Origin of the sequence: Dyella sp. SG562 (genome assembly GCF_011759495.1) — a bacterium.
In the GTDB taxonomy this organism is placed as follows: domain Bacteria; phylum Pseudomonadota; class Gammaproteobacteria; order Xanthomonadales; family Rhodanobacteraceae; genus Dyella_D; species Dyella_D marensis.
Map to the genome: position 1 here is coordinate 332,195 of NZ_JAAOYS010000002.1, position 20,014 is coordinate 352,208.

A 20,014-nucleotide genomic window follows, 5' to 3' on the forward strand; every position below is an offset into this window, starting at 1 on the left:
CGATGTTCCTCGGGCTGGACCTGGGTACCTCCGCGGTCAAGGCCGTGCTGGTCGACGCGGCCGGCGCGGTGCGCGCCACGGCCTCGCAGCCGCTCACCGTCGCGCATCCGCAGCCGCGCTGGTCCGAGCAGGACCCGGCGGACTGGTGGCGCGCTTCCGTGGCCGCCATCGACGAACTGCTGCAGGCCGCCGCGCGCGACGGCATCCCCGCCAGCCGCGTCGCCGCCATCGGCCTCAGCGGCCAGATGCACGGCGCCACCCTGCTGGACCGCAGCGACCGCGTGCTGCGCCCGGCCATCCTGTGGAACGACGGCCGCAGCGATGCGCAATGCCGCTGGATGGAAACGCTGCCGGACTTCCACGCCATCACCGGCAACCTGGCCATGCCCGGCTTCACCGCGCCCAAGCTGGCCTGGCTGCGCGAGCACGAGCCGGCCGCGTTCGACGCGGTGGCGAAGGTGCTGTTGCCGAAGGACTACCTGCGGCTGTGCCTCACCGGCGAATACGCCACCGATGCCTCCGACGCCGCCGGCACCTTGTGGCTGGACGTGGGCAAGCGCCAGTGGAGCGCGCCGATGCTGGCCGCCTGCGGCCTCACCCGCGAGCACATGCCGCGCGTGCACGAAGGCAGCGAACCGGCCGGCCGCCTGCGCCTGGAACTGGCCCGGCGCTGGGGCATGGAGCGCGTGCCGGTGGCGGCCGGCGGCGGCGACAACGCGGCTGGCGCGGTGGGCGCGGGGATCGTGCGGCATGGCCAGGCGATGCTGTCGCTGGGCACATCCGGCGTGTACTTCGCCGTGTCCGATGGCTTCCTGGCGCGGCCCGAGCAGGCCGTGCACAGCTTCTGCCACGCCCTGCCATACACCTGGCACCTGATGTCGGTGATGCTCAACGCCGCCAGCTGCCTGGACTACACCGCGCGCCTCACCGGCCACGCCGAGGTCGGCGCGATGCTGGCCGAAGCGCAGGCCACGCCGTGGCGCGACGACGGCCCCGTGTTCCTGCCGTATCTCAGCGGCGAGCGCACGCCGCACAACGACGTGCATGCCACCGGCTCGTTCACCGGCCTGCGCGCCGACACCACGCGCGCGGACCTGGCCAACGCCACGCTCGAAGGCGTGGGCCTGGGGCTGCTCGACGGTATCGAAGCGGTCGACGCCGCCGGCCTGCGCGCCGACAGCGTGGCGGTGATCGGCGGCGGCACGCGCAGCGCCTACTGGCTGCAGATGCTGGCCGACATCGCCGGCCGTCCGCTGGAACTGCGCGCCGGCGGCGACGTCGGCGCCGCGCTCGGCGCGGCGCGCCTGGCGCATCTGGCCGCCGAACCGGGCGCGCGCATCGAGGAAGTGTGCGCCATGCCACCGCTCGTCGCGGTGCACCTGCCCGACGCCGGCCGACATGCCTACTATCGCGAACGCCGGCAGCCGCTGTTCCGCCGCACCTACGCGCAGCTGCGCGCGGCGGCGGCAACGTGAGCGGCCCGGCTATCCATTCGAGGGAGAATTCCATGAAGCGTCTGTTCGTGCGGGCCATGCTGGCCCTGGTCTCGGTCGCCCTGGCCGCCGCCGTGCTCACCGCCTGCAGCGGCAAGGCTTCGGACCAGCCGAAGATCGGCTTTTCCATCGACGACCTGCGCCTGGAGCGCTGGACGCGCGACCGCGACTACTTCGTGGCCGCGGCCGAGAAGCTCGGCGCCAAGGTCTATGTGCAGTCCGCCGACGGCAACGAGCAGCGCCAGGTGCAGCAGCTGGAGAACCTGATCTCGCGCGGCGTGGACGTGCTGGTGATCGTGCCGATGAACTCCAAGGTGCTGGACAACGTGATCGCCGACGCCAAGCGCAACGGCATCAAGGTGATCGCTTACGACCGCCTGATCCTCGGCGCCGACGTCGACGCCTACGTCTCCTTCGACAACGAGAAAGTCGGCGAACTGCAGGCGCAGGGCGTGCTCGACGCCAGCCCTAAGGGCAACTACTTCCTGCTCGGCGGCTCGCCGACCGACAACAACTCCAAGATCCTGCGCGAGGGCCAGCTGAAGGTGCTGCAGCCGGCCATCGACCGCGGCGATGTCAAGGTCGTCGGCCAGCAGTGGACGCCGGAGTGGGATGCGTCCAAGGCGTTGCGCATCATCGAAGACGCGCTTACCGCCAACCACAACGACATCCAGGGCATCGTCGCCTCCGCCGATTCCATCGCCGGCGGCGCGATCCAGGCGCTGGCCGCGCAGCAGCTGGCCGGCAAGGTCGCCGTGTCCGGCCAGGATGCGGACCTCGCCGCCGTGCGCCGCGTGATCGACGGCACCCAGACGATGACCGTCTACAAGCCGCTGAAGAGCATCGCCGGCACCGCGGCGGAGCTGGCGATGAAGCTGGCCAAGGGCGAGCAGCCCGCGTACACCAGCAAGATCAACAACGGCAAGAAGGACGTGGACGCCGTGCTGCTGCAGCCGATCCTGCTGACCCGCGACAAGGTGGACGACACCGTGATCAAGGACGGCTTCTACACCCACGACCAGATCTACGGCGCGAAGTAAGCGCGATGGCCGCGGAGTCCTGCCTGTTCGAGATGCGCGGCATCGCCAAGTCCTTCGGCGGGGTCAAGGCGCTGGACGGCATCGATCTGGCCTTGCGCGCGGGCGAATGCCTGGGGCTGTGCGGCGAGAACGGCGCCGGCAAGTCCACCCTGATGAAGGTGCTGTCCGGCGTCTATCCGCACGGCAGCTGGGACGGCGAGATCCGGTGGCAGGGCCAGCCGCTGCGCGCGCGTTCGGTGCGCGACAGCGAGCGCGCCGGCATCGTGATCATCCACCAGGAGCTGATGCTGGTGCCGCAGCTGTCGGTGGCCGAGAACATCTTCCTCGGCCACGAGCTCACCCGCCCCGGCGGCCGCATGGACTACGACGCCATGTATGCCAGGGCCGATGCGCTTTTGCGGGAGCTGGGCCTGCACGACGTCAACGTGGCGCTGCCGGCCATGCACTACGGCGGCGGCCACCAGCAGCTGTTCGAGATCGCCAAGGCGCTGGCCAAGCAGGCCAAGCTGCTGATCCTGGACGAGCCCACCTCGTCGCTGACCTCCAGCGAGACCGAGGTGCTGCTGCGCATCGTCGAGGACCTCAAGCGCCGCGGCGTGGCCTGCATCTATATCTCGCACAAGCTCGACGAGGTGGAACGCGTGTGCGACACCGTCTGCGTGATCCGCGACGGCCGCCACATTGCCACGCAGCCGATGCACGAGCTCAGCGTCGACACGCTGATCGCGCTGATGGTGGGCCGCAAGCTGGAGAATCTGTATCCGCGCGTGGAGCACGCCATCGGCGAAGTAATTTTCGAAGCGCGCCACGCCACCTGCCTGGACCCGGTCAATCCGCAGCGCAAGCGCGTGGACGACGTGTCGTTCCAGCTGCGCCGCGGCGAGATTCTCGGCATCGCCGGCCTGGTCGGTGCGGGCCGCACGGAGCTCGTGAGCGCCATCTTCGGCGCGTACGCGGGCAAGAGCTCGGTCGAGCTGTTTCTCGAAGGCCGCCCGCTGAAGATCCGCTCGCCGGCCGATGCCATCCGCGCGGGTCTGGGCATGGTGCCGGAGGACCGCAAGCGCCACGGCATCGTGCCGCTGCTGGGCGTTGGCGACAACATCACGCTGGCCACGCTGGAGCACTACGCGCACGCCGGCCATATCGACCGCCAGCGCGAACTGCATACGGTCGAAGCGCAGATCGCGCAGCGCCGCGTCAAGACCGCCAGCCCGGCCCTGCCCATCGCACGGCTTTCCGGCGGCAACCAGCAGAAGGCCGTGCTGGCCAAGATGCTGCTGGCGCGGCCGAAAGTGCTGATCCTGGACGAACCCACGCGCGGCGTGGACGTGGGCGCCAAGGCCGAGATCTACCGGCTGATTTTCGAACTGGCCGCGCAGGGCGTGGCCATCCTCCTGGTTTCCTCGGAAATGCCGGAAGTGCTCGGCATGGCCGACCGCGTGCTGGTAATGGGCGAAGGCCGCCTGCGCGGCGACTTCCCCAACCAGGGCCTGACCCAGGAACAGGTGCTGGCCGCGGCGATCGACCCCGATGCGTCCGCGCGCGCGGCCTGACTCAAAGACACGGAATCCGCATGCAAGCCCAGTCCATCCAGCAACTGTTCGCGCGCTACAAGATCCTGGCCCTGCTGCTGGCGGTGGCGGCGATCTGGATCTTCTTCCACGTGGCCACCGGCGGCGACTTCATCACCGCGCGCAATGTGTCCAACCTGTTCCGGCAGATGGCGATCACCGGCATGCTCGCCTGCGGCATGGTGTTCGTGATCATCGCCGGCGAAATCGACCTTTCAGTGGGTTCGTTGCTGGGATTGCTCGGCGGCGTGGTGGCGGTGCTGACGGTCAACCAGGGCTGGTCCACGCCGGCGGCGATCGTGGCGGTGCTGCTGCTGGGCCTGCTGATCGGCCTGTTCAACGGCTTCTGGGTGACGCATCTGCGCGTGCCCTCGTTCATCGTCGGCCTGGGCGGCATGCTGGCCTTCCGCGGCGTGCTGCTGGGCACGACGCATAGCGCGACCATCGCGCCGGTGCCGGCCGACCTGGTCTATCTCGGCCAGGGCTATGTGTCGCCGCTGCTGTCCAGCGTGCTGGGCGTGGCGATCTTCGCGGTGGCGGCGGTGCTTGCGCTGCTGCGCCGGCGCCGCCGCGCGCAGCTGCAGATTCGCCAGCTGCCGTGGTGGGCGGACGTGCTGAAAGTGCTGGCGATCGGCATCGCGCTGGCGGTGTTCGTGGCCACCCTCAACAGCTACGGCGGCATTCCGCTGCCGGTGCTGATCCTGGTGGCGCTGCTGGCGCTGTTCTCCTACCTCGGCGCGCAGACCGTGCTGGGCCGGCATATCTATGCGGTGGGCGGCAACCTGGAAGCCACGCGGCTGTCCGGCGTGAACGTGGCGCGGGTGAAGCTGGTGGTGTTCGGCGTCATGGGCGTGATGTGCGCGTTCGCCGGCATCGTCAATACCGCGCGGCTGGCGGCAGGCTCGCCGTCGGCGGGCACCAATGGCGAGCTCGACGCGATCGCGGCCTGTTTTATCGGCGGTGCCTCGATGCGCGGCGGCGCCGGTACCGTGCATGGCGCGCTGATCGGCGCGCTGGTGATGGCCAGCCTCGACAACGGCATGTCGATGATGGATGCGGAAACGTATTGGCAGTACATCGTGAAGGGCGCCATCCTGGTGCTCGCCGTATGGGTGGACGTGCTGTCCCGCCCGCAGCGCGACTGAAGGCCGGCCGGTTTTCCGCGCTGCCCCCTTTCCACGGAAGGCAGGAGCGAGAGGAAAACCAACCGTTTGTTTTCTTGGCCGCGCTACGGATATCCCCACTTCCACATCAAGTCATTCGCCCGGTTGATCAAGGCCTTGCGATAAGCCTCGATGATCATCCGCGCATCGATGCTGAGTCCGGAATCCCATCCGCGATCCATCGCTTCGAGCAGCGCGTGCGCCACCGCCGCGTCGTATTCGATCTTGGTCGGATCGAAATCCTCTGGCCAGGGCCGGTAATTCCCTTCGACGCAACGCATCGGGGCTTTCAAGCGCATCGCACAGTCCTCCGCCGGGTGTGGAGACCGGCGATTACAGCAAGCGCGAACAGGGCTTTGTAGTAGCCAAACGGCCGAGACGCTTTACTCGCCGTCCGGCGCATCCGCCACGTGCGCGGCCCATAACTTGCGTGCGAATTCGCGCAAGCGCCTGGGCGCTTCCAGGAAGGCTGTATCAAAAACGTAACTGCCGCCCTGGCCGCCGGCATCCCTGGTTTCGCCGCGCATCGCGTACTTCTGCGCACCCTGGTAGGCGATCACCTTCATCGTGTCCGAAGAAATATCGCCGCGGCACATCAGGCGATACGCCATCCACACTTCCGCCGTGCCGTTGCCATCGAGGTCGGTGACCTGCAGCGCTGCGCCGTGGAAAAAAGTGGCCTGGTGGTCGACGCCGCAGTCGTGCACGTAGTCGTGCAGACTCCAGCGCAACTGCGCCTTGCCGCCGGCGAGGGTGTAGCGCACGGCGTAGAGGTCGTCGTTGTAGCCGTATTCGCTGTTGTCGTCGCTGTGCGTGCTGACCACGACGAGGTTGTCGCCTTCGGCGTCGGTCCAGCGGAGGGCTTGCTTGAAGTTGCCTTTGAAGGTGATGCCGGTGGGCAGCTGTGCGGCGGTGATGGGCTGGGCGATGGGGCTGACCTGCGTGGAGAAGATGAAAGCGGACAGCAGGAGTGTGGCGAATCGCTTCATGGGTTTCATCCTTGAATGGTGGAATATCCCGCTTGGCATTGTCCTTCAAAGGCAGCTTGGATGCGCCGCCAGACGTGTCTCCTTAGACGAGTCTTAGGAGATAACTCGCTTCCGTGCAGTAAATAATCGGATTCTTCGTTAAAGCAGATTCCTCTGATGGTCGAGAGCACGATGCATTTCTACGATGGGCCGCAACTCACATCAGAGAAGTGCCCATGCAGCGGTTGCGCAAGTCCGCTCTCGAACATGTCACGCGCCGTTGCGCTCTGATGTTGATCTGGCTGATCGCGGCGTCCTCGGCACACGCACAGTCCGCACCGCATTCAGGCGTTCGCTCAGGAAAGAGCATGCCGATCGAACTGGTGGCTACGGAAGCGAAGCGGCAGATGGAGGTGCGGTTATCCCGCCGGCTCCATGAAGTGGCCAATCAGCGCATATGGTTCGATGAACGGCCAGGTCCGATCCGTGTGGACGTGCGATTCGACGATGGAGGAAGGGTGCTGATCGACTTGGGTCCAGGCCTTGGCAAGCTATCGAACACGGCGGACATGGAGGACCTGGAGAGCTTGCTGATCAACACTTTCGATCTGGAGCTGGCCGACCAGGTCACCCACCGTGGAATCAGCTTTCTGTTCGATGGCAAGGACATGTATTTCTACCGTCCGGAGGAGCGGCCTCCGCCGCCAAGGCAAAGGGCGAGGATGCGTAGCTGGCCACGGGTGGTGTTGTCGCCGGGGCATGGTCATTACAGGCTCTATGGGGAAAAGGACAGCTACTCCTGGGTATTTCAGCGCACTGAACAGCATGGCGTGCAGGAAGATGTCATCACCATGGAGTATGCGCGGCTTCTCAAGGAAGAGATGAGTCAGCGACCCGGGATGCTTACGCCAAGGTTGACGCGGCTTGACTGGGACCTTACTCACGCCGAGACAAGGAAGCCCTGGAGCTATATTTCTGCCCGGTACTACTTGGCTTGGGAGTATCCAGAGAACCCAGAGATATGGCATTCGTTGCCGGAAGACAAGACGAAGGGCCGCGAGCGCCTGGAAGACATCAGAAGTCGTCCGTTGTTCGCCAACCACATAGGGGCGGACGCGCTAGTGCATCTACATACAAATGCCGAACCATCCGGAAAGGTGAGAGGTGCGCGGGCCTATCACTACAAAGATTCGCCGGAAAGCAAAAAATTGGCGGATAGCCTTCTGTGCGGCCTGAAGGAGGTCATCCGAGCCCAGCCCAAGTACAAAGATTTTCAAATAGACGATGAGTCCAGGAATGACGGTGACTATGGTGAGAACCGTCTGGCCGCTATGCCATCTGCCCTGGTAGAACTGGCCTTCCATTCCAACGAGAAGGATGCCGCCGCGTTACTCGACGAAAATTTCAAGAGGGCGGCGGTGAGCGGACTGACCAAGGGTGTTCAACTATATATGGACGGCGAAGGGTGCGAGCCTTTCGTCGTTACGGAGGTAGGCCAAGGGAGCGGGTACATCCATAGCAACGCGACGATGATCTTCAGCTACAAGGGATCTCCCAGGCCTCCGGTCATTTTCAATTTCGAGGAGATTGGCTGCAATCCGTCGGCTGCGGAATGCATGAGCCAACAGGACTCCAGGGACATCGAGCCTTCCCCGATGATCTACTACGGCTTGCGTTGTCCTGGCGTTCCCGGCGTGCGGAAGTATCGGCTCACGTTGATTGATCGCGATGGAGTCGCGTCGAGCCCTGTAGAGGGCGAGGTGAATTGCAAATATTCCCATTATTAAGGCAAGGAAAGACGGGCGCGGCGAATCTGCGCCGTGCCCGTGTTCCGCCGTACGCTCAGAGATCGGAGAAATGCGGATCCAGCGGCCGCACCTCGCACTCCACTTCCCACTGGTCGCCATGCGCCTGCAGAAAGCGCTCGATCCAGCCAGCGGCTTCTTCCGTGCTTGCGGCCTTGAGCATGAAATAGCCGCCGATCACTTCCTTGGTCTCGGTAAACGGGCCGTCCGTGGACTTGATGCGGCCTTTCGACAGCCGCAGCCGCTTGCCGTCCTTGGTCGGCGCGAGCCCGGCGGTGTCGATCAGCACGCCGGCTTCTTTCATTTCCTCGATCAGCTTGCCCATCTCGGTCATCAGGCGCTCGTCGGGGGCCTGGCCGGAGTTTTCGTTGATGCGGATGAGGGTAAGGAAGCGCATGGATTTCTCTCCTGGGTAAGTTGGAATAGTGGCGGCGCAACCTGTCGAGGGTGCGTTCCATCCAGGCGACGAACGAAGGGCGGAGGAATCGACATGCGAAAGACTCTGAATCTGAGCGCAAAGCCTTGTCGGGCACCGGTGAGCCGGGGCAATGTGACGGCAAGAGGGGCCAGGGCAGGCCAAGGGGGAGCAGGTGATCCCATCTTTCAATCATTCCGGCGTCCTTCCGCCCTTTGTGGGAGAAGCGCACAGCACGGACGGCAGGTCGCCTTACGCGACCGATCTCGCCATCATCAGCCGCCAATTCGTGACAAGCGATGAGAGGCGGAAGATCTTCGAAGGACTGCTCCGCTATCGTTCGGCTTTACGCACCGTGGGGCTAGTCGAGGGGTTCCAGTGGATCAAGTTTTGTAGAGGCGGCCGAGCTCACACGCCAGCGTCCACCGGAGGGCGTTGACGTCGTCACTTTCTGTTGGCGACCAAGGGATATGGGCATCGATGCATGGATCGCTCTGATCAACGAGCGCCAGGACCTCTTCGATCCTGAGGAGAGCAAGCGCATATACCAGTGTGATGCGTACATGGTGGAGCTCGGCGTGGCTCCGAACTGGCTGGTGATGCAAACAGCGTATTGGTCAGGGCTCTTTTCGCATCAGCGAGAAACATTCCTGTGGAAAGGCTTGCTTCAGATCGACTTGGGAAAAGATCTGTCGGTCGAAACCGCGGAGGCTGGCCATGATTAAGCAGCTGAGGCTTCAAGGCTTGCGCGCCGATCTTGGCGCGGCCCGCACCATGCTGGCCGGCGCGGAAAAAGCTGGCGACCCGGTTGGAATGTTGCAGTTCCAGAAGAAGATCGATGCCTTGGAGCAGGAGCTCGCGGAGCTGGCAGGGGCCACGGATAAGCTGGCGAAAGTTGCAGTCTTTTTTGGTGGCCGACCGGTAATCGGTTCACGTGGCGTGGATGCGGAATTCGCCAGCAAGGCCATGGATAGCTTCCAGAAGCTCGTATCTCGTCAGTTCGCGCGTATGGAAGCCGGCGATCTTGGCTCGCGGGGTCCCGTTCCGGTGCAAGGCGAGGCGCGACTGATGATTACCGACGTGGCGCGAGGTTCTGTGGGTTTTGTACTTGAGGAGGCACCGGAGCAAAGTCAGATGGTTGAGACTGAGCTGGCGGTCGCCATAGAGCAGATCTCCGATGCCATCTCCAGGCTGGGAGGAGATGGAGACGAATGGGCAGATACGATCGAGCAGTTCGATGATCGCGTGGTCGCTTGTCTTAAAGAGTTCTTTTCCGTGCTGGATGAAGGCGGGGCGACCTTCAGGATCGTGGAAGGCAGTCGAGACCGGGAGGTATCGCACGCTGAAATAAGCAGGGCGCGATCCCGGGCCGATCTGACGCGCATAGCCCAGGAGCAGACGGGGTGGATCGAAGGTCAGATCGTTGGCTTTACCAGCAAGTCATTCGAATTCGCCCCAGTGGCGGGTGAAAAATTGACAGGAAGGATGGACCCGGGGCCTGCGCGCCTGCTCGAAAAGGCCGGCATGCAGCATGAGCTCGACAAGCTGCTCTTTACGCCTACAAGAGCCAAGTTTCAGGTAAGAACGGTCGCAAATGGTTCGTTGATTCGTCGTTACCACACGTTGATCGCGATCGATGATCGCAGCGGGAGCGATTGAGCTTTGCTGACTTTCCCGCGTTGCTTGGGTGGAGTTCGCGCTATCAGGCCAAACCCCAGAGGTGCATGGCTTCTGCCGCAATGACCTCCGGATACTCCTCCTGAAAGAACAACTTCCCCTCCGCCACCCGCCGTATCCCACGCGAGCGCGGAAACACCCGATCCAGATACTCCGCATCCCCCATCGCAAAAATATCGTCGCTCGCCCCCCACACCATCCGCACCGGCACCTGGCTGCGCTGGAGCTTCGCCTCGATCCCCGCCAGCGGATTCGGCTCCAGCGCCAGGTGAAACGCGTGGTACTGCTTTCGCCGCAGCGGCGTGCTCACCAGCGGCGTCACGTAGTAGTCGATCGTTGCGTCCGCGAAGCGGCTCGGGTCGTGGAATACGCTGGCGCCGAAGGTGGCGCGGGCGAGGCTGCGGTCGGTCAGCCATTGAGCGGTGGCGTCGGCGAGCGTGCCCTTGCGCGCCATGTCGATGGCGGGTTGCACCTTCGCCGGCGGGCTGTCGATTTCCACGTCGCCGTTGGTGAGCAGCAGGGTGCGCACGCGCTCGGGGTAGCGGACGAGGAACAGCTGGGCGATGGCGGTGCCGCAGTCGCTGGCGACGATGTCGACACCGCGGATGGAGAGCTTGTCCAGCAGCGCGGCGAGCATGGCCACCTGATCCGCGGCGCCCAGCGCCTGGTTTTCGTGGACTTCCGAATAACCCAGGCCCATCAGATCCGGTGCGATGCAGCGGCGGTGCGCGGCGAGGCGGTCGATCGCGCCGCGCCACTGGTAGCTGTTGAGCGGGGCGCCGTGCAGGAACAGGGCGGCCTTGCCGCGGCCGCGGTCGGCGTAGGCGATCCGGCCGAACGGCAGTTCGGCGTAGCGGCGCATGGCGCGGAAGGCCGCGGCATCGGTGCGGCTTTCTCCCGGCAGGCCGCGGGCCTGCGCCGGAGCGATCCATCCGGCCATCGCGCCGGCGGCCAGGGTGGCGAGGCTGTACTGCAGGAACTGGCGGCGCTGCATGGTCGGACTCCGTTCGGGGACGGCCGCCATGCTGGCGCCTGCGCTGGAGCTGCACCGGCACGAACGGCCGGCGCCGGGCACGGAGGGATGATTTCCGGCACATGCCGGTCGGCCGGGATCGTCGAACGATGGCGGGCATGACCGGCCGCCCCGACTGCTATCCCGCCCCTGCCGCCGCCGCGGGGCCGTTGCCGCTGCTGGATGTGCTCACTTCGCCGGTGCCGTCGGGCCGTTTCGACTCGCCGGTCGATCATCGCCACGTGCTGTGCCTGCACCTGGGCGTACCGGTGCCGGTGTCGTACCGCGCCGGCCGCGTGGAACGCGAAGGCACCCGCCTGCACGGCCAGTTCTGCGTCGTCCCCGCCGGTTCCAGCACACGCTGGACGCTGGCCGCGCCGGCCACCTCGCTGCTGCTGCGCTTGTCACCCCAATTGCTGCGGGAAACGGCCGAGGCGATGGGCACCGGCGCCTATGACGCAGCCCTCGCGCCTTCCATCCACATCCGCGACCCCCAGGTCGAACGCATCGGCTGGATGATGCAGGCGGAGGAACGCGACGCGCATCCGGGCGGCCGGCTGTTCGCCGACAGCCTCGCCTCCGCGCTGGCCGCGCGCCTGCTGGTGCTGCAGACGCGCCGGGAAGCCCCGGCCCAGACGCGCGCCCTGCCCGCCTGGCGCCTGCGCCGCGTCGTCGAATACATCGAGGCCCGCCTCGACGAAGACCTCACCCTGCCCGAACTGGCCGCCGTGGCCGGCTACAGCCTGTCCCACTTCAAGCCGCTGTTCCGCCAGGCCACCGGGTTGCCGGCGCACCGTTTCGTGATGGAGCGGCGCGTCGAGCGCGCGCGGCTGCGCTTGATGGAGGGCCGGCTGAGCCTCACGGCGATCGCGGCCGAAGCAGGCTTTGCGCATGCGGGCCACATGGCGCGCTGCGTGCGGCGGGTGCTGGGGGTGAACCCTTCGCAGATCGTGCCTGGCAAGCGTTGAATTATCCGAATTTGCCCGTGGCATGAAGCGGTTCACATCCTCGCGTTACCGTTAACCGCATTTACACCCGGCTCCCGCACAAAGCGGCTAAAGTCCCGCCGCTACTGTGATTTCGCAGGAAGCCGACCGTGATGCGAAGGAGACGTCAGATGTACAAGATCACCGGGGCAGGACTCGCCCTGTCCGTGCTGCTGCTGGGCCAGACCGCCTGTGCCGCCCCCGCGCCGGACCTCAACGCCATCGTCAAGGCGGTCATGGAAGACCAGTACGGCAAGCAGTACGACGCCAAGCACGCCTGCTGGACCTTTACCCACACCACCGAGCAGGGCGACGACCTCACCTATTGCATGCAGCCGGGCAAGCCCGAGCTGGTGGACACGGCCAAGGGCAAGCAGCTGTTCGTCTACGCCGCCAATGCGTACGACATCCACGACGACAACCGCTACAGCTACGGCCAGACCGATCCCGGCCTGCTGGGCGCGTTCCAGGTCAGCATCGACGCCAAGGGCGAGTGGACCTTCGTGGCCATGGACAGCGCCATGGAATTCGGCAGCAACGGCTACTGCGGCTGCAACAAGGCCGGCTTCGTCAAGCTGAGCAACCAGGGCGACTACGGCTGGCTGTTCGTCAGCGGCAGCGCCATCCAGGGCAAGGTGGTGGCGGACTACAGCATCGTCATGCCACGCCAGGGCGGCTTCGTCGACGTCAGCCGCATCCCGCAGACCAAGGCCAGCGCGCAGGACGTGACCTACGAGCTGAAGGTCGCCGAGCGCGCCGGCCCGGGCCTGTTCCCGCTGACCGTGACCAAGACCCGGGCGAAGGCCAAGGTCGAGGACATCACGGTGAATTTCGACCCGAAGAAATACGCGTACCAGCTGCCCGCGGGCAAGTAATCCGCCCGGGCGCCCTTGTTCACGGAGGAAACGAACATGTCCAAGATCGACGAACGTTGGGAAGCGAACAAGCAGGACCTCGCCGAGGCCGCCGCCAAGGCCGGCATCGAGCCGGGCCTGATGGCCAAGATCGCCGGCTTCGAGTCCGGCTACAACCCGCATGCGCGCCCCATCGCCGGCGCCAAGCACGCGGAACTGAACACGGTGACGCAGTTCGACGGCACCAAGGCGATGTCCTCGGCCTATGGCTACGGCCAGTTCCTGGACGACACCTGGGTCGGCATGGTGCACAAGTACGGCGAGAAGTACGGCGTGCCCAACGCCGACAAGCTCACCGCCGACCAGATCAATTCGCCGGAGATGCGCAACAACTCCAAGCTGCAGGCCGGCATGCTGGCGGAATTCACCAAGCAGAACATGCAGCTCGGCGCCAAGCTGGGCGGCCCGGATGCGGACGCCAACGTCTATGCGCTGCACAACCTCGGCCAGGGCGGCGGCACCAAGTTCCTGGAGGCGCTGAAGGCCGACCCGAACCAGCGCGTGGACCACGTGCTCTCGCACAAGGTGATCGAGCGCAACCCGGGCCTGTACGGCGACGGCAGCATGACGGTGGCCGAGGCCTACAAGGGCATGGGCCAGCAGATGGACAAGTACGCCAAGTACGCGCAGGAGCTGGAAAAGGGCGTGCCGGCCAAGTCGGCCAATGCGCCGGCCGCTCCCATTCCGGTGCCGCCCGCCAAGTCCGAGGCGCAGCCGCCCAGGCACGCGGCCCCGGCCGGCCATGCGGTGCTGAAGGAAGGCGACAAGGGCCAGGACGTCAGCGCGCTGCAGAAGCAATTGCACGACCTGGGCTACAAGGGCGCCGACGGCAAGCCGCTGCGCGTGGACGGGCAGTTCGGCCCCGGCACCAAGGGTGCGTTGGAAGCGTTCCAGCACGACCATCACCTCCAGCGCGACGGCGAAGCCGGCCCGCTCACCCAGAAGCAGCTGCAGACGCAGACCAGGCTGCATGCGCAGGAGCAAACAGCCAAGCCGCTGCTCAACCAGCCCGGTCACCCGCAGCACGCGCTTTACAACCAGGCGCTGGACGGCGTGCAGAAGCTGGGCGGCGGCGCCTCCAGCGCGCAGCGCGAGAACTTCGCCGGCTCGCTGGCCGTCGAGGCGCAGCGCCAGGGCCTGAAGCAGATCAACCACGTGGTGCTGAATGACGACGGCTCGCGCGCCTGGGCCGTGCAGGGCGACCTGCGCTCGCCGTTCAAGCAGCACGCCGAGGTGAACGTGGGCCAGGCGATCAACACGCCGCTGGCGCAGAGCAGCGCTTCCAGCGCGCAGTTGCACAGCGCGCCGGGCCAGGAGCAGGCCAGGAACCAGCAGCAGCAACAGCAACAGCAACAGTCCCAGCAGCTTGGCTCGCCATCTCGCTGAGGCTTCAAAGCGGCGCCTCATCGTCGGCATCCTGGCGTAGGCCGGGATCCGGTGGCGGTATCGCTCGGTTGTTGCGTTGACGGTTGGTTGTCTCGCCTTCGGCGAGTGTTTCGCCCCGCTGCCGCGGGGCGAGTTACTTCTTCTTTGCGTGCCCAAAGAAGAAGTAACCAAGAAGAAAGGGCACCCTGCTTGGCGCCCTCAGCAGCGTAGCTGCTGAGGGTCCGTGAGGGCTGGCCGGGCTTTTTGATCGGGCATCCTGCCCGAGTCAAAAAGGCGAGGACATCCATGTCCTCGCCCCCCTTGCGGGGGCCTTTTCGTCCAGCCCTCACCGCCGGCGCCAAGGGGACCCGGTAGATCAAGAGCAAAGGCGCGCCAGCGGAACGCCGCGGCTGCGCCGCGGGCTCTTGGTTCGATTTTCGCTTCGCTCTCCATCCCCCTCTCCCCTCCGGGGAGAGGGCCGGGGTGAGGGGCTGGGCGGAGCGCGTCATCGAATCTCGCGACAAGCCCAAGAACCATCCCCGTCGAAGCGTCCCCATGTGCGCCCCGTCAAGCTTTGGTCGCCATGGCCGACATATGTTGGCTACAGTGTCGGGCTGATCCGCAGCGAAACGCGCCATGGAAACCCATCGAGCCACTCCTCCGCCCCGCCGTTCCGCCGGCCCGCAAGGCACGCGGCTGTTTTCGGCCGAGGAGCTCAAGCGCCTGGCCGCCCAGGCCGAACCGGACACCGACGGCCGCGCCAGCGCGCAGTCGCCGGTGCTGGAAGGGGCTTCCGAAGGCTTCGAAGGCCGCCGCTTCGCCCTGCACGCGGGGCGCCAGACAGTGGGCCGCGGCGGCCATAACGACGTGGTGATCGACGACCTCAGCGTGTCGTCCACCCACGCCTGGATCATGAACCAGCAAGGCCACTACGTGGTCATGAACACGCTGTCCACCAACGGCACCTTCGTCAACGGCCAGCGCGTGCACGAGGCGCCGCTGCGCCACGGCGATCGCGTGCGCTTCGGCCAGGCGGAGTTCGTGTTCCTCACCCGCGAACCGGGCGGGCGCATGCGCGCCGTTACCGGGTGGCTGATTGCCGCCGTGGCGGTGGCGCTGGCCGGGGCCGCGGTGCTCACCTGGTGGCTGACCACCCGCGCATGAACGCCGTCGCCGCACCGCGGATGATCGGCCGCTACCGCATCGACGGCGTGCTCGGCGCCGGCGCCATGGCCATGGTGTATGCCGGCTTCGACCCCGGCATCGACCGCCCCGTGGCGATCAAATGCCTGCACCGCCGCGCCGCCGCGCGCGGCCTGGAAGAACGCCTGCTGGCCGAGGCGCGCGCCGCCGGCCAGCTGGTCCACCCCAATATCGTCACCATCTTCGACACCGGGCGCACCGAGGACGGCCGCGCCTATATCGCGATGGAGCGGCTCACCGGCGAGTCCCTGGCCAGCCGCGTGGCGCGCGAAGGCCTGCCGCCCCTGTCGGTGGTGATCGAGCTGGCCACGCAGATGGCCGCGGCGCTGGACTACGCGCACGGCCAGGGCGTGCTGCACCACGACGTGAAGCCCGAAAACATCATGCTGGTCGACGACTGGCACTACGCCAAGCTCAGCGACTTCGGCATCGCGGAGCGCCGTGCCGAGGGAGCAGGCGACGGCCGCATCGTCGGCGGCACGCCCGCCTACATGGCGCCGGAGCGCCTGCGCGGCGAAGCGGCCGATGCGCGCAGCGACCTGTTCTCGCTGGGCGTGGTGCTGTACTGGCTGATCACCGGCAAGCTGCCCTGGCCGGACATGCCCGACCTGCCGCGCCTGCTGCGCGAACGCCAGCGCCTGCCGCGCCCGGTCATCGACCCGATCGACCCGGCCACGCCGGCCATGCTGATCGGCGTCGTCAACACCCTGCTCTCGCCCGCCCCGTCCACGCGCTACCAGCGCGGCGCCGAGGTGATCGACGACCTGCGCCTGGCGCGCAAGGAGTACGAGCGCGCGCACGAATCGCCGCTGGCCTCGCGCATCATCTCGCTGCGCACGCGCTGGATCGGCGCGCTGGCCGCGATCCTGTGCGTGGTGCTGCTGGCCGGCCTGGCCGCCATCTATGCCAAGCAGAACACCGCGGTGAACGGGCTGGCCACGGATTTCGGCGGCTCGCTCGGCCGCGTGGTCGCCGGCGAGGCGGCGGAAAACCTGCTGCTGCACGACGACGCGGCCACCCGCGCCCTGGTGCAGGACGTGGCGCGCAACCAGCAGATCCATTACCTGGCCATCGCCAACCGCGACGGCAACGTGGTAGCCAGCACGGCGCCGGCGGAACTCGGCGGCGCGCTGGCGCCCGCCCCCCTGTCGCGCCGCGTGCTGGACGACGGCGTCACCAGCTACCGGGGCCGCATGGGCAGTGCGGGCGAAGCGGCGATGCTGCTGTTCGACGTGCCGATCCGCTACCAGGACAAGGGCGTCGGCTTGCTGCGCCTGGGCGTGAGCACCGCGCCGCTGGCGGCCGCGCAGCGCACCACTTTCTGGGTGATCGCGGCGGTGCTGGTAGTGACCCTGGCGGCGATGGTCGGCGCGGCCTATGCGCTGTTCCGCCGCCCGCTGGCGCTGCTGGGCATGCTGGGCGAGGCCATGCTGCGCGTGGCGCGCGGCGAGTACGGCTATCGCATCCGCCTGGTGCGGCGCGACGAACTGGGCCGGCTGTTCGCCACCTTCAACCTGATGAACAGCTCGCTGCAGGCGCGCCAGCCGGGCGAGACGCCTTCCGCCCCGGGTGCCGCCGCCGATGCGGCCGCGCAGCCCACCCTGGTGCTGCAGGCCGACGACGAGGACCGCCAAGCGCTGGGCTGAGGCCGTCTCAGAGCTGGCCCGTCTCGGAGCTGGCCCGCCTCAGAGCTGCTTCAGGCGCTGCTTCAATTCCACTGCGCGGGCGCGATAGATCACCGCCCGCTCGTAGCTGGGGTCGATATCCAGCACGTGGTCCCACAGCGCGATCGCCTGGTCCAGCTTCTGGTCGCGGTACAGCAGCACCGCGCGCTCGTGGTAGGTGGACAGCAGCTGGTCGCGCAGCAGCTGGTCGCCGGCCGGCTTCAGGTGAGGATCGAGCTTCAGCGCCTGGTCCAGCCGCGCCAGCGCGTCGGTCTTGCGGCCCTGGCGCAGCAGCACGGTGCTTTCGGCCTGCAGGCGCTGGGCGTCGGCGGGCGTGGCAGCCGGCGCGGGATTGCCCGCGGGCGCCGTGGGCGCCGCCAGCAGGTCGTCCGCCGTGGCGCGCACCACCAGGGTGTCGGCGGCCGGCGCGCGCGACGGCGCGGTCGGCAGGCGCACGGTGTCGCCCACGTGCAGCGCGGAGGGGTCGTCCGAGCCGTTGTAGCGGGCCAGGATCAGGAAACGGCTGGCGTCGCCCAGGAAGCGCGAGGCCAGCGTGCTGTACGAATCGCCCGGCTGCACCACGTAGTTGCGCGAAGCCGCGCCCAGCGCCTCGCGCGGATCGGCGGTGAGCTGGCGCAGCAGGCCCTGCGCGGCGCGGTCGCCGGGATAGCGCGCCAGGTACTGGCGCAGGCGGCGTTCGCCGTCGGCGTAGCGGCCGTATTGCAGATAGGTGTTGACCACGGTGGCCGGCGGCATCAGGTCCGCGTCGCGCACATCGGCATTCGCGGCCGGCGCCGTTTTCGCCGCGGGCGCGTTGCCCAGGGCCTTGTCCACTTCCGAACGGACCACCTTGACCTGCGCGCAGCCGGCCAGCGCCAGCACGGACACGACCAGCGCCAGGCGCCTGCAATGCAACGAAACCACCACCGTCTTCCCCTGTATCGTCCGGCGCCGCCTTGTCCGGCGCCGCTCCGAGGCGGCGATCTTCCGGGATCGCCTGCCCTGCCGCGTTCTTCCCGCATTGGCGCGGGGAAGAGCGAAGCGACATTAGCGCCGACACGGCCGGCGCGCGAGAGGGCCATGCCTGCGTGGCCCGGAACGATCAAGCCAGTCATGCCGATTCGCCATCGCTGAAATACGCCCCGGCCGGCTGTTCGACGCCTCGGCGCGGGCCTAGCCTGCACTGGCTTCCCCACGCATCGAGGATCCCCATGCTTCGCCATCGCACCCGCATGCTTTCGGCCGCCCTGCTCGTGGCGCTGTCCGCTTCCTTCGCCCAGGCCGCCGTTGCCGCGCCGCCGGACAGTGCCGGCGCCAAGCCCGCCATGGACATGGCCGCCATGCCGGTGCCGGCCTGGCTGGTGGGCACCTGGACCCTGGTCCGCTGCGACAACGTCTATCCGGACGGCCGCCGCGTCGAGCTGTACGGGCACGATCCGCAGGGCCAGTGGATGATCGACGCGCACGGCCATTACGCCATGGTGATCGCGCGCGCCACGCGCACGCCGTTCGCCGCGGGCGACAAGGCCAAGGGCACGCCGGAGGAATACCGCGCCGCCTCGCTGGACATCAATGCGCACTACGGCACCGTCGGCGTGCAGGGCGACCAGCTGACCTCGCATATCGCGCAGGCCACCTTCCCGAACTGGAACGGCCGCGGCGGCAGCACCGGCTTCAGCCGCGACGGCAATCAGCTGACCTATATCGTGGCCAAGCCGTCGAGCGGTTCGTCCGAGGGTGCGCACGGCGAAGTCGTCTGGCGGAAGCTCGACTGACGGGTAGGTTGGGGTGAGCCGACGGCGAACCCCAACGTGGCCGCAGCGTTGGGGTTCGCTGCGCTCACCCCAACCTACGCCGCCAGGTGCTTGAACGCCTCGGCCAGGGTCCGCAGCGCCTGCCGCGAGCGCGGGTCGTTGAGCCCCGTGTACAGCACCACGTCCTGCCGCGGCAGCTCCGGCAGCGACAGCGCCGGCCCGACGTCGACCGTGCCGCCCGGCGCCGCGCGCCGGGCGAGCACGGCCACGGCAAGTCCGGCCGCGGCGGCGGCGCCCAGCACCGCCGCGCCCTTGCCGATGAAGACTTCGGTCCAGGCGATGCCGGCCTGGTCCAGCGCGCGCACCGCCGCCGCGCGGATGCTGCACGACTCGCCCTGCGTCGACAGCGGCAGCGGTTCGCCCGGGCGCAGCCGCCAATGCGCGGCGGCGATCCAGGCGAACTGCTCCGCGTAGATCACCTCGCCTTCCTGCCGGCGGCTTTCCGGCTGCATCACCAGGATCGCGTCCAGCGCGCCCTCCTCGTAGGCCTGCAGCAGTTCGCGCGAACCGCCCACGCGCAGCTCCAGCAGCAGCTGCGCGTCGTGCTCGTTCATGTGGCGCAGCAGGGCCGGCAGTTCGCTGCCGACGATCAGCTGGCTGATGCCCACGGTCAGGCGGCGCCGCTCGACGTGGAACGACGACACCGCACGCTCATGCGCCCCCACCAGTTCGCGCGCCGCTTGCAGGAACAGCGAGCCTTCCGCCGACAGCCGCACCTGGCGCGGGGTGCGTTCCAGCAGGCGCCGGCCCAGCTGCTCTTCCAGCCGCCGCAGCTTCAGGCTGAGCGCCGACTGCGTGGTGGCCAGCGTCTGCGCGGCGCGGGTGAAACTCTGCAGGTCGGCGATGAAGACGAAGGCCTTCACGGCATCCAGGTCGAGGGCTTTGGTGGAGGACTTCATCGAGGCGCTTCCGGTGGACGGTCCG

The 20,014-nt window shown here is 67.3% G+C and carries 19 protein-coding genes; 13 read left to right on the plus strand and 6 right to left on the minus strand.

Going from position 1 to position 20,014, the window contains the following annotated elements; translation table 11 throughout:
- Nucleotides 1-2: 2 nt before the first annotated feature.
- From xylB to FHW84_RS04875, 4 genes are read left to right on the plus strand one after another with little or no spacing between them, the layout of a single operon-like run.
- The gene (gene xylB / locus FHW84_RS04860) at nt 3-1,475 is read left to right on the plus strand and encodes a xylulokinase (RefSeq protein WP_167253011.1); all 1,473 of its coding nucleotides are present in this window, start codon (nt 3-5) and stop codon (nt 1,473-1,475) included.
- A 32-nt stretch (nt 1,476-1,507) separates the two neighbouring features.
- A complete protein-coding gene (gene xylF / locus FHW84_RS04865) occupies nt 1,508-2,533 on the plus strand; it encodes a D-xylose ABC transporter substrate-binding protein (protein WP_167253012.1) in 1,026 nt (341 codons plus the stop codon).
- Nucleotides 2,534-2,538: 5 nt separating this feature from the next.
- Entirely contained in the window at nt 2,539-4,086 is a 1,548-nt protein-coding gene (locus FHW84_RS04870) for a D-xylose ABC transporter ATP-binding protein (RefSeq protein ID WP_167253013.1), read from the plus strand.
- Nucleotides 4,087-4,106: 20 nt separating this feature from the next.
- On the plus strand, nt 4,107-5,249 hold the full coding sequence (locus FHW84_RS04875) for a sugar ABC transporter permease (RefSeq protein ID WP_167253014.1): 1,143 nt from the start codon (nt 4,107-4,109) through the stop codon (nt 5,247-5,249).
- Nucleotides 5,250-5,332: 83 nt separating this feature from the next.
- On the opposite strand, the gene FHW84_RS04880 is transcribed toward FHW84_RS04875, so the two are convergent.
- Together FHW84_RS04880 and FHW84_RS04885 are read right to left on the minus strand one after the other, a co-directional pair.
- Nucleotides 5,333-5,566 (minus strand): hypothetical protein, encoded by a 234-nt coding sequence (locus tag FHW84_RS04880; RefSeq protein ID WP_167253015.1) that lies wholly within the window; start codon nt 5,564-5,566, stop codon nt 5,333-5,335.
- Nucleotides 5,567-5,650: 84 nt separating this feature from the next.
- A complete protein-coding gene (locus FHW84_RS04885) occupies nt 5,651-6,256 on the minus strand; it encodes a hypothetical protein (RefSeq protein WP_167253016.1) in 606 nt (201 codons plus the stop codon).
- A gap of 347 nt (nt 6,257-6,603) precedes the next feature.
- Between FHW84_RS04885 and FHW84_RS04890 the strand changes: the two genes are divergently transcribed.
- Entirely contained in the window at nt 6,604-8,022 is a 1,419-nt protein-coding gene (locus FHW84_RS04890) for an N-acetylmuramoyl-L-alanine amidase (RefSeq protein ID WP_167253017.1), read from the plus strand.
- A 55-nt stretch (nt 8,023-8,077) separates the two neighbouring features.
- Here FHW84_RS04890 and FHW84_RS04895 read toward each other — a convergent pair whose 3' ends face one another.
- On the minus strand, nt 8,078-8,437 hold the full coding sequence (locus FHW84_RS04895) for a YciI family protein (RefSeq protein ID WP_167253018.1): 360 nt from the start codon (nt 8,435-8,437) through the stop codon (nt 8,078-8,080).
- 488 nt (nt 8,438-8,925) lie between these two features.
- Here FHW84_RS04895 and FHW84_RS04900 point away from each other — a divergent pair, with 488 nt between their 5' ends.
- Both FHW84_RS04900 and FHW84_RS04905 read left to right on the plus strand, forming a co-directional pair.
- Nucleotides 8,926-9,180 (plus strand): hypothetical protein, encoded by a 255-nt coding sequence (locus FHW84_RS04900; protein ID WP_167253019.1) that lies wholly within the window; start codon nt 8,926-8,928, stop codon nt 9,178-9,180.
- The gene (locus FHW84_RS04905; protein ID WP_167253020.1) at nt 9,173-10,114 is read left to right on the plus strand and encodes a hypothetical protein; all 942 of its coding nucleotides are present in this window, start codon (nt 9,173-9,175) and stop codon (nt 10,112-10,114) included. The genes FHW84_RS04900 and FHW84_RS04905 overlap by 8 nt, the downstream gene beginning before the upstream one ends.
- A 43-nt stretch (nt 10,115-10,157) precedes the next feature.
- Here FHW84_RS04905 and FHW84_RS04910 read toward each other — a convergent pair whose 3' ends face one another.
- On the minus strand, nt 10,158-11,126 hold the full coding sequence (locus FHW84_RS04910) for an alpha/beta fold hydrolase (protein ID WP_167253021.1): 969 nt from the start codon (nt 11,124-11,126) through the stop codon (nt 10,158-10,160).
- Nucleotides 11,127-11,263: 137 nt separating this feature from the next.
- Between FHW84_RS04910 and FHW84_RS04915 the strand changes: the two genes are divergently transcribed.
- From FHW84_RS04915 to FHW84_RS04935, 5 genes are all read left to right on the plus strand, one after another.
- A complete protein-coding gene (locus FHW84_RS04915; RefSeq protein WP_167253022.1) occupies nt 11,264-12,112 on the plus strand; it encodes an AraC family transcriptional regulator in 849 nt (282 codons plus the stop codon).
- Between the two features lie 149 nt (nt 12,113-12,261).
- Nucleotides 12,262-13,005, plus strand: coding sequence for a hypothetical protein (locus FHW84_RS04920; protein WP_167253023.1), 744 nt, complete (start codon nt 12,262-12,264; stop codon nt 13,003-13,005).
- 36 nt (nt 13,006-13,041) lie between these two features.
- The gene (locus tag FHW84_RS04925; protein ID WP_167253024.1) at nt 13,042-14,430 is read left to right on the plus strand and encodes an XVIPCD domain-containing protein; all 1,389 of its coding nucleotides are present in this window, start codon (nt 13,042-13,044) and stop codon (nt 14,428-14,430) included.
- Between the two features lie 615 nt (nt 14,431-15,045).
- Nucleotides 15,046-15,573, plus strand: a complete 528-nt coding sequence (locus tag FHW84_RS04930; RefSeq protein WP_167253025.1) for an FHA domain-containing protein — start codon at nt 15,046-15,048, stop codon at nt 15,571-15,573.
- On the plus strand, nt 15,570-17,258 hold the full coding sequence (locus FHW84_RS04935; protein ID WP_167253026.1) for a protein kinase: 1,689 nt from the start codon (nt 15,570-15,572) through the stop codon (nt 17,256-17,258). The genes FHW84_RS04930 and FHW84_RS04935 overlap by 4 nt, the downstream gene beginning before the upstream one ends.
- Nucleotides 17,259-17,297: 39 nt before the next feature.
- Here FHW84_RS04935 and FHW84_RS04940 read toward each other — a convergent pair whose 3' ends face one another.
- Entirely contained in the window at nt 17,298-18,200 is a 903-nt protein-coding gene (locus FHW84_RS04940; RefSeq protein ID WP_343203560.1) for a LysM domain-containing protein, read from the minus strand.
- Nucleotides 18,201-18,487: 287 nt separating this feature from the next.
- Here FHW84_RS04940 and FHW84_RS04945 point away from each other — a divergent pair, with 287 nt between their 5' ends.
- Nucleotides 18,488-19,051: a lipocalin-like domain-containing protein gene (locus tag FHW84_RS04945; RefSeq protein WP_167253027.1), complete on the plus strand. Its 564-nt coding sequence runs from the start codon at nt 18,488-18,490 to the stop codon at nt 19,049-19,051.
- Nucleotides 19,052-19,125: 74 nt separating this feature from the next.
- On the opposite strand, the gene FHW84_RS04950 is transcribed toward FHW84_RS04945, so the two are convergent.
- Nucleotides 19,126-19,989: a LysR family transcriptional regulator gene (locus FHW84_RS04950; RefSeq protein WP_167253028.1), complete on the minus strand. Its 864-nt coding sequence runs from the start codon at nt 19,987-19,989 to the stop codon at nt 19,126-19,128.
- Nucleotides 19,990-20,014 lie beyond the last annotated feature (25 nt).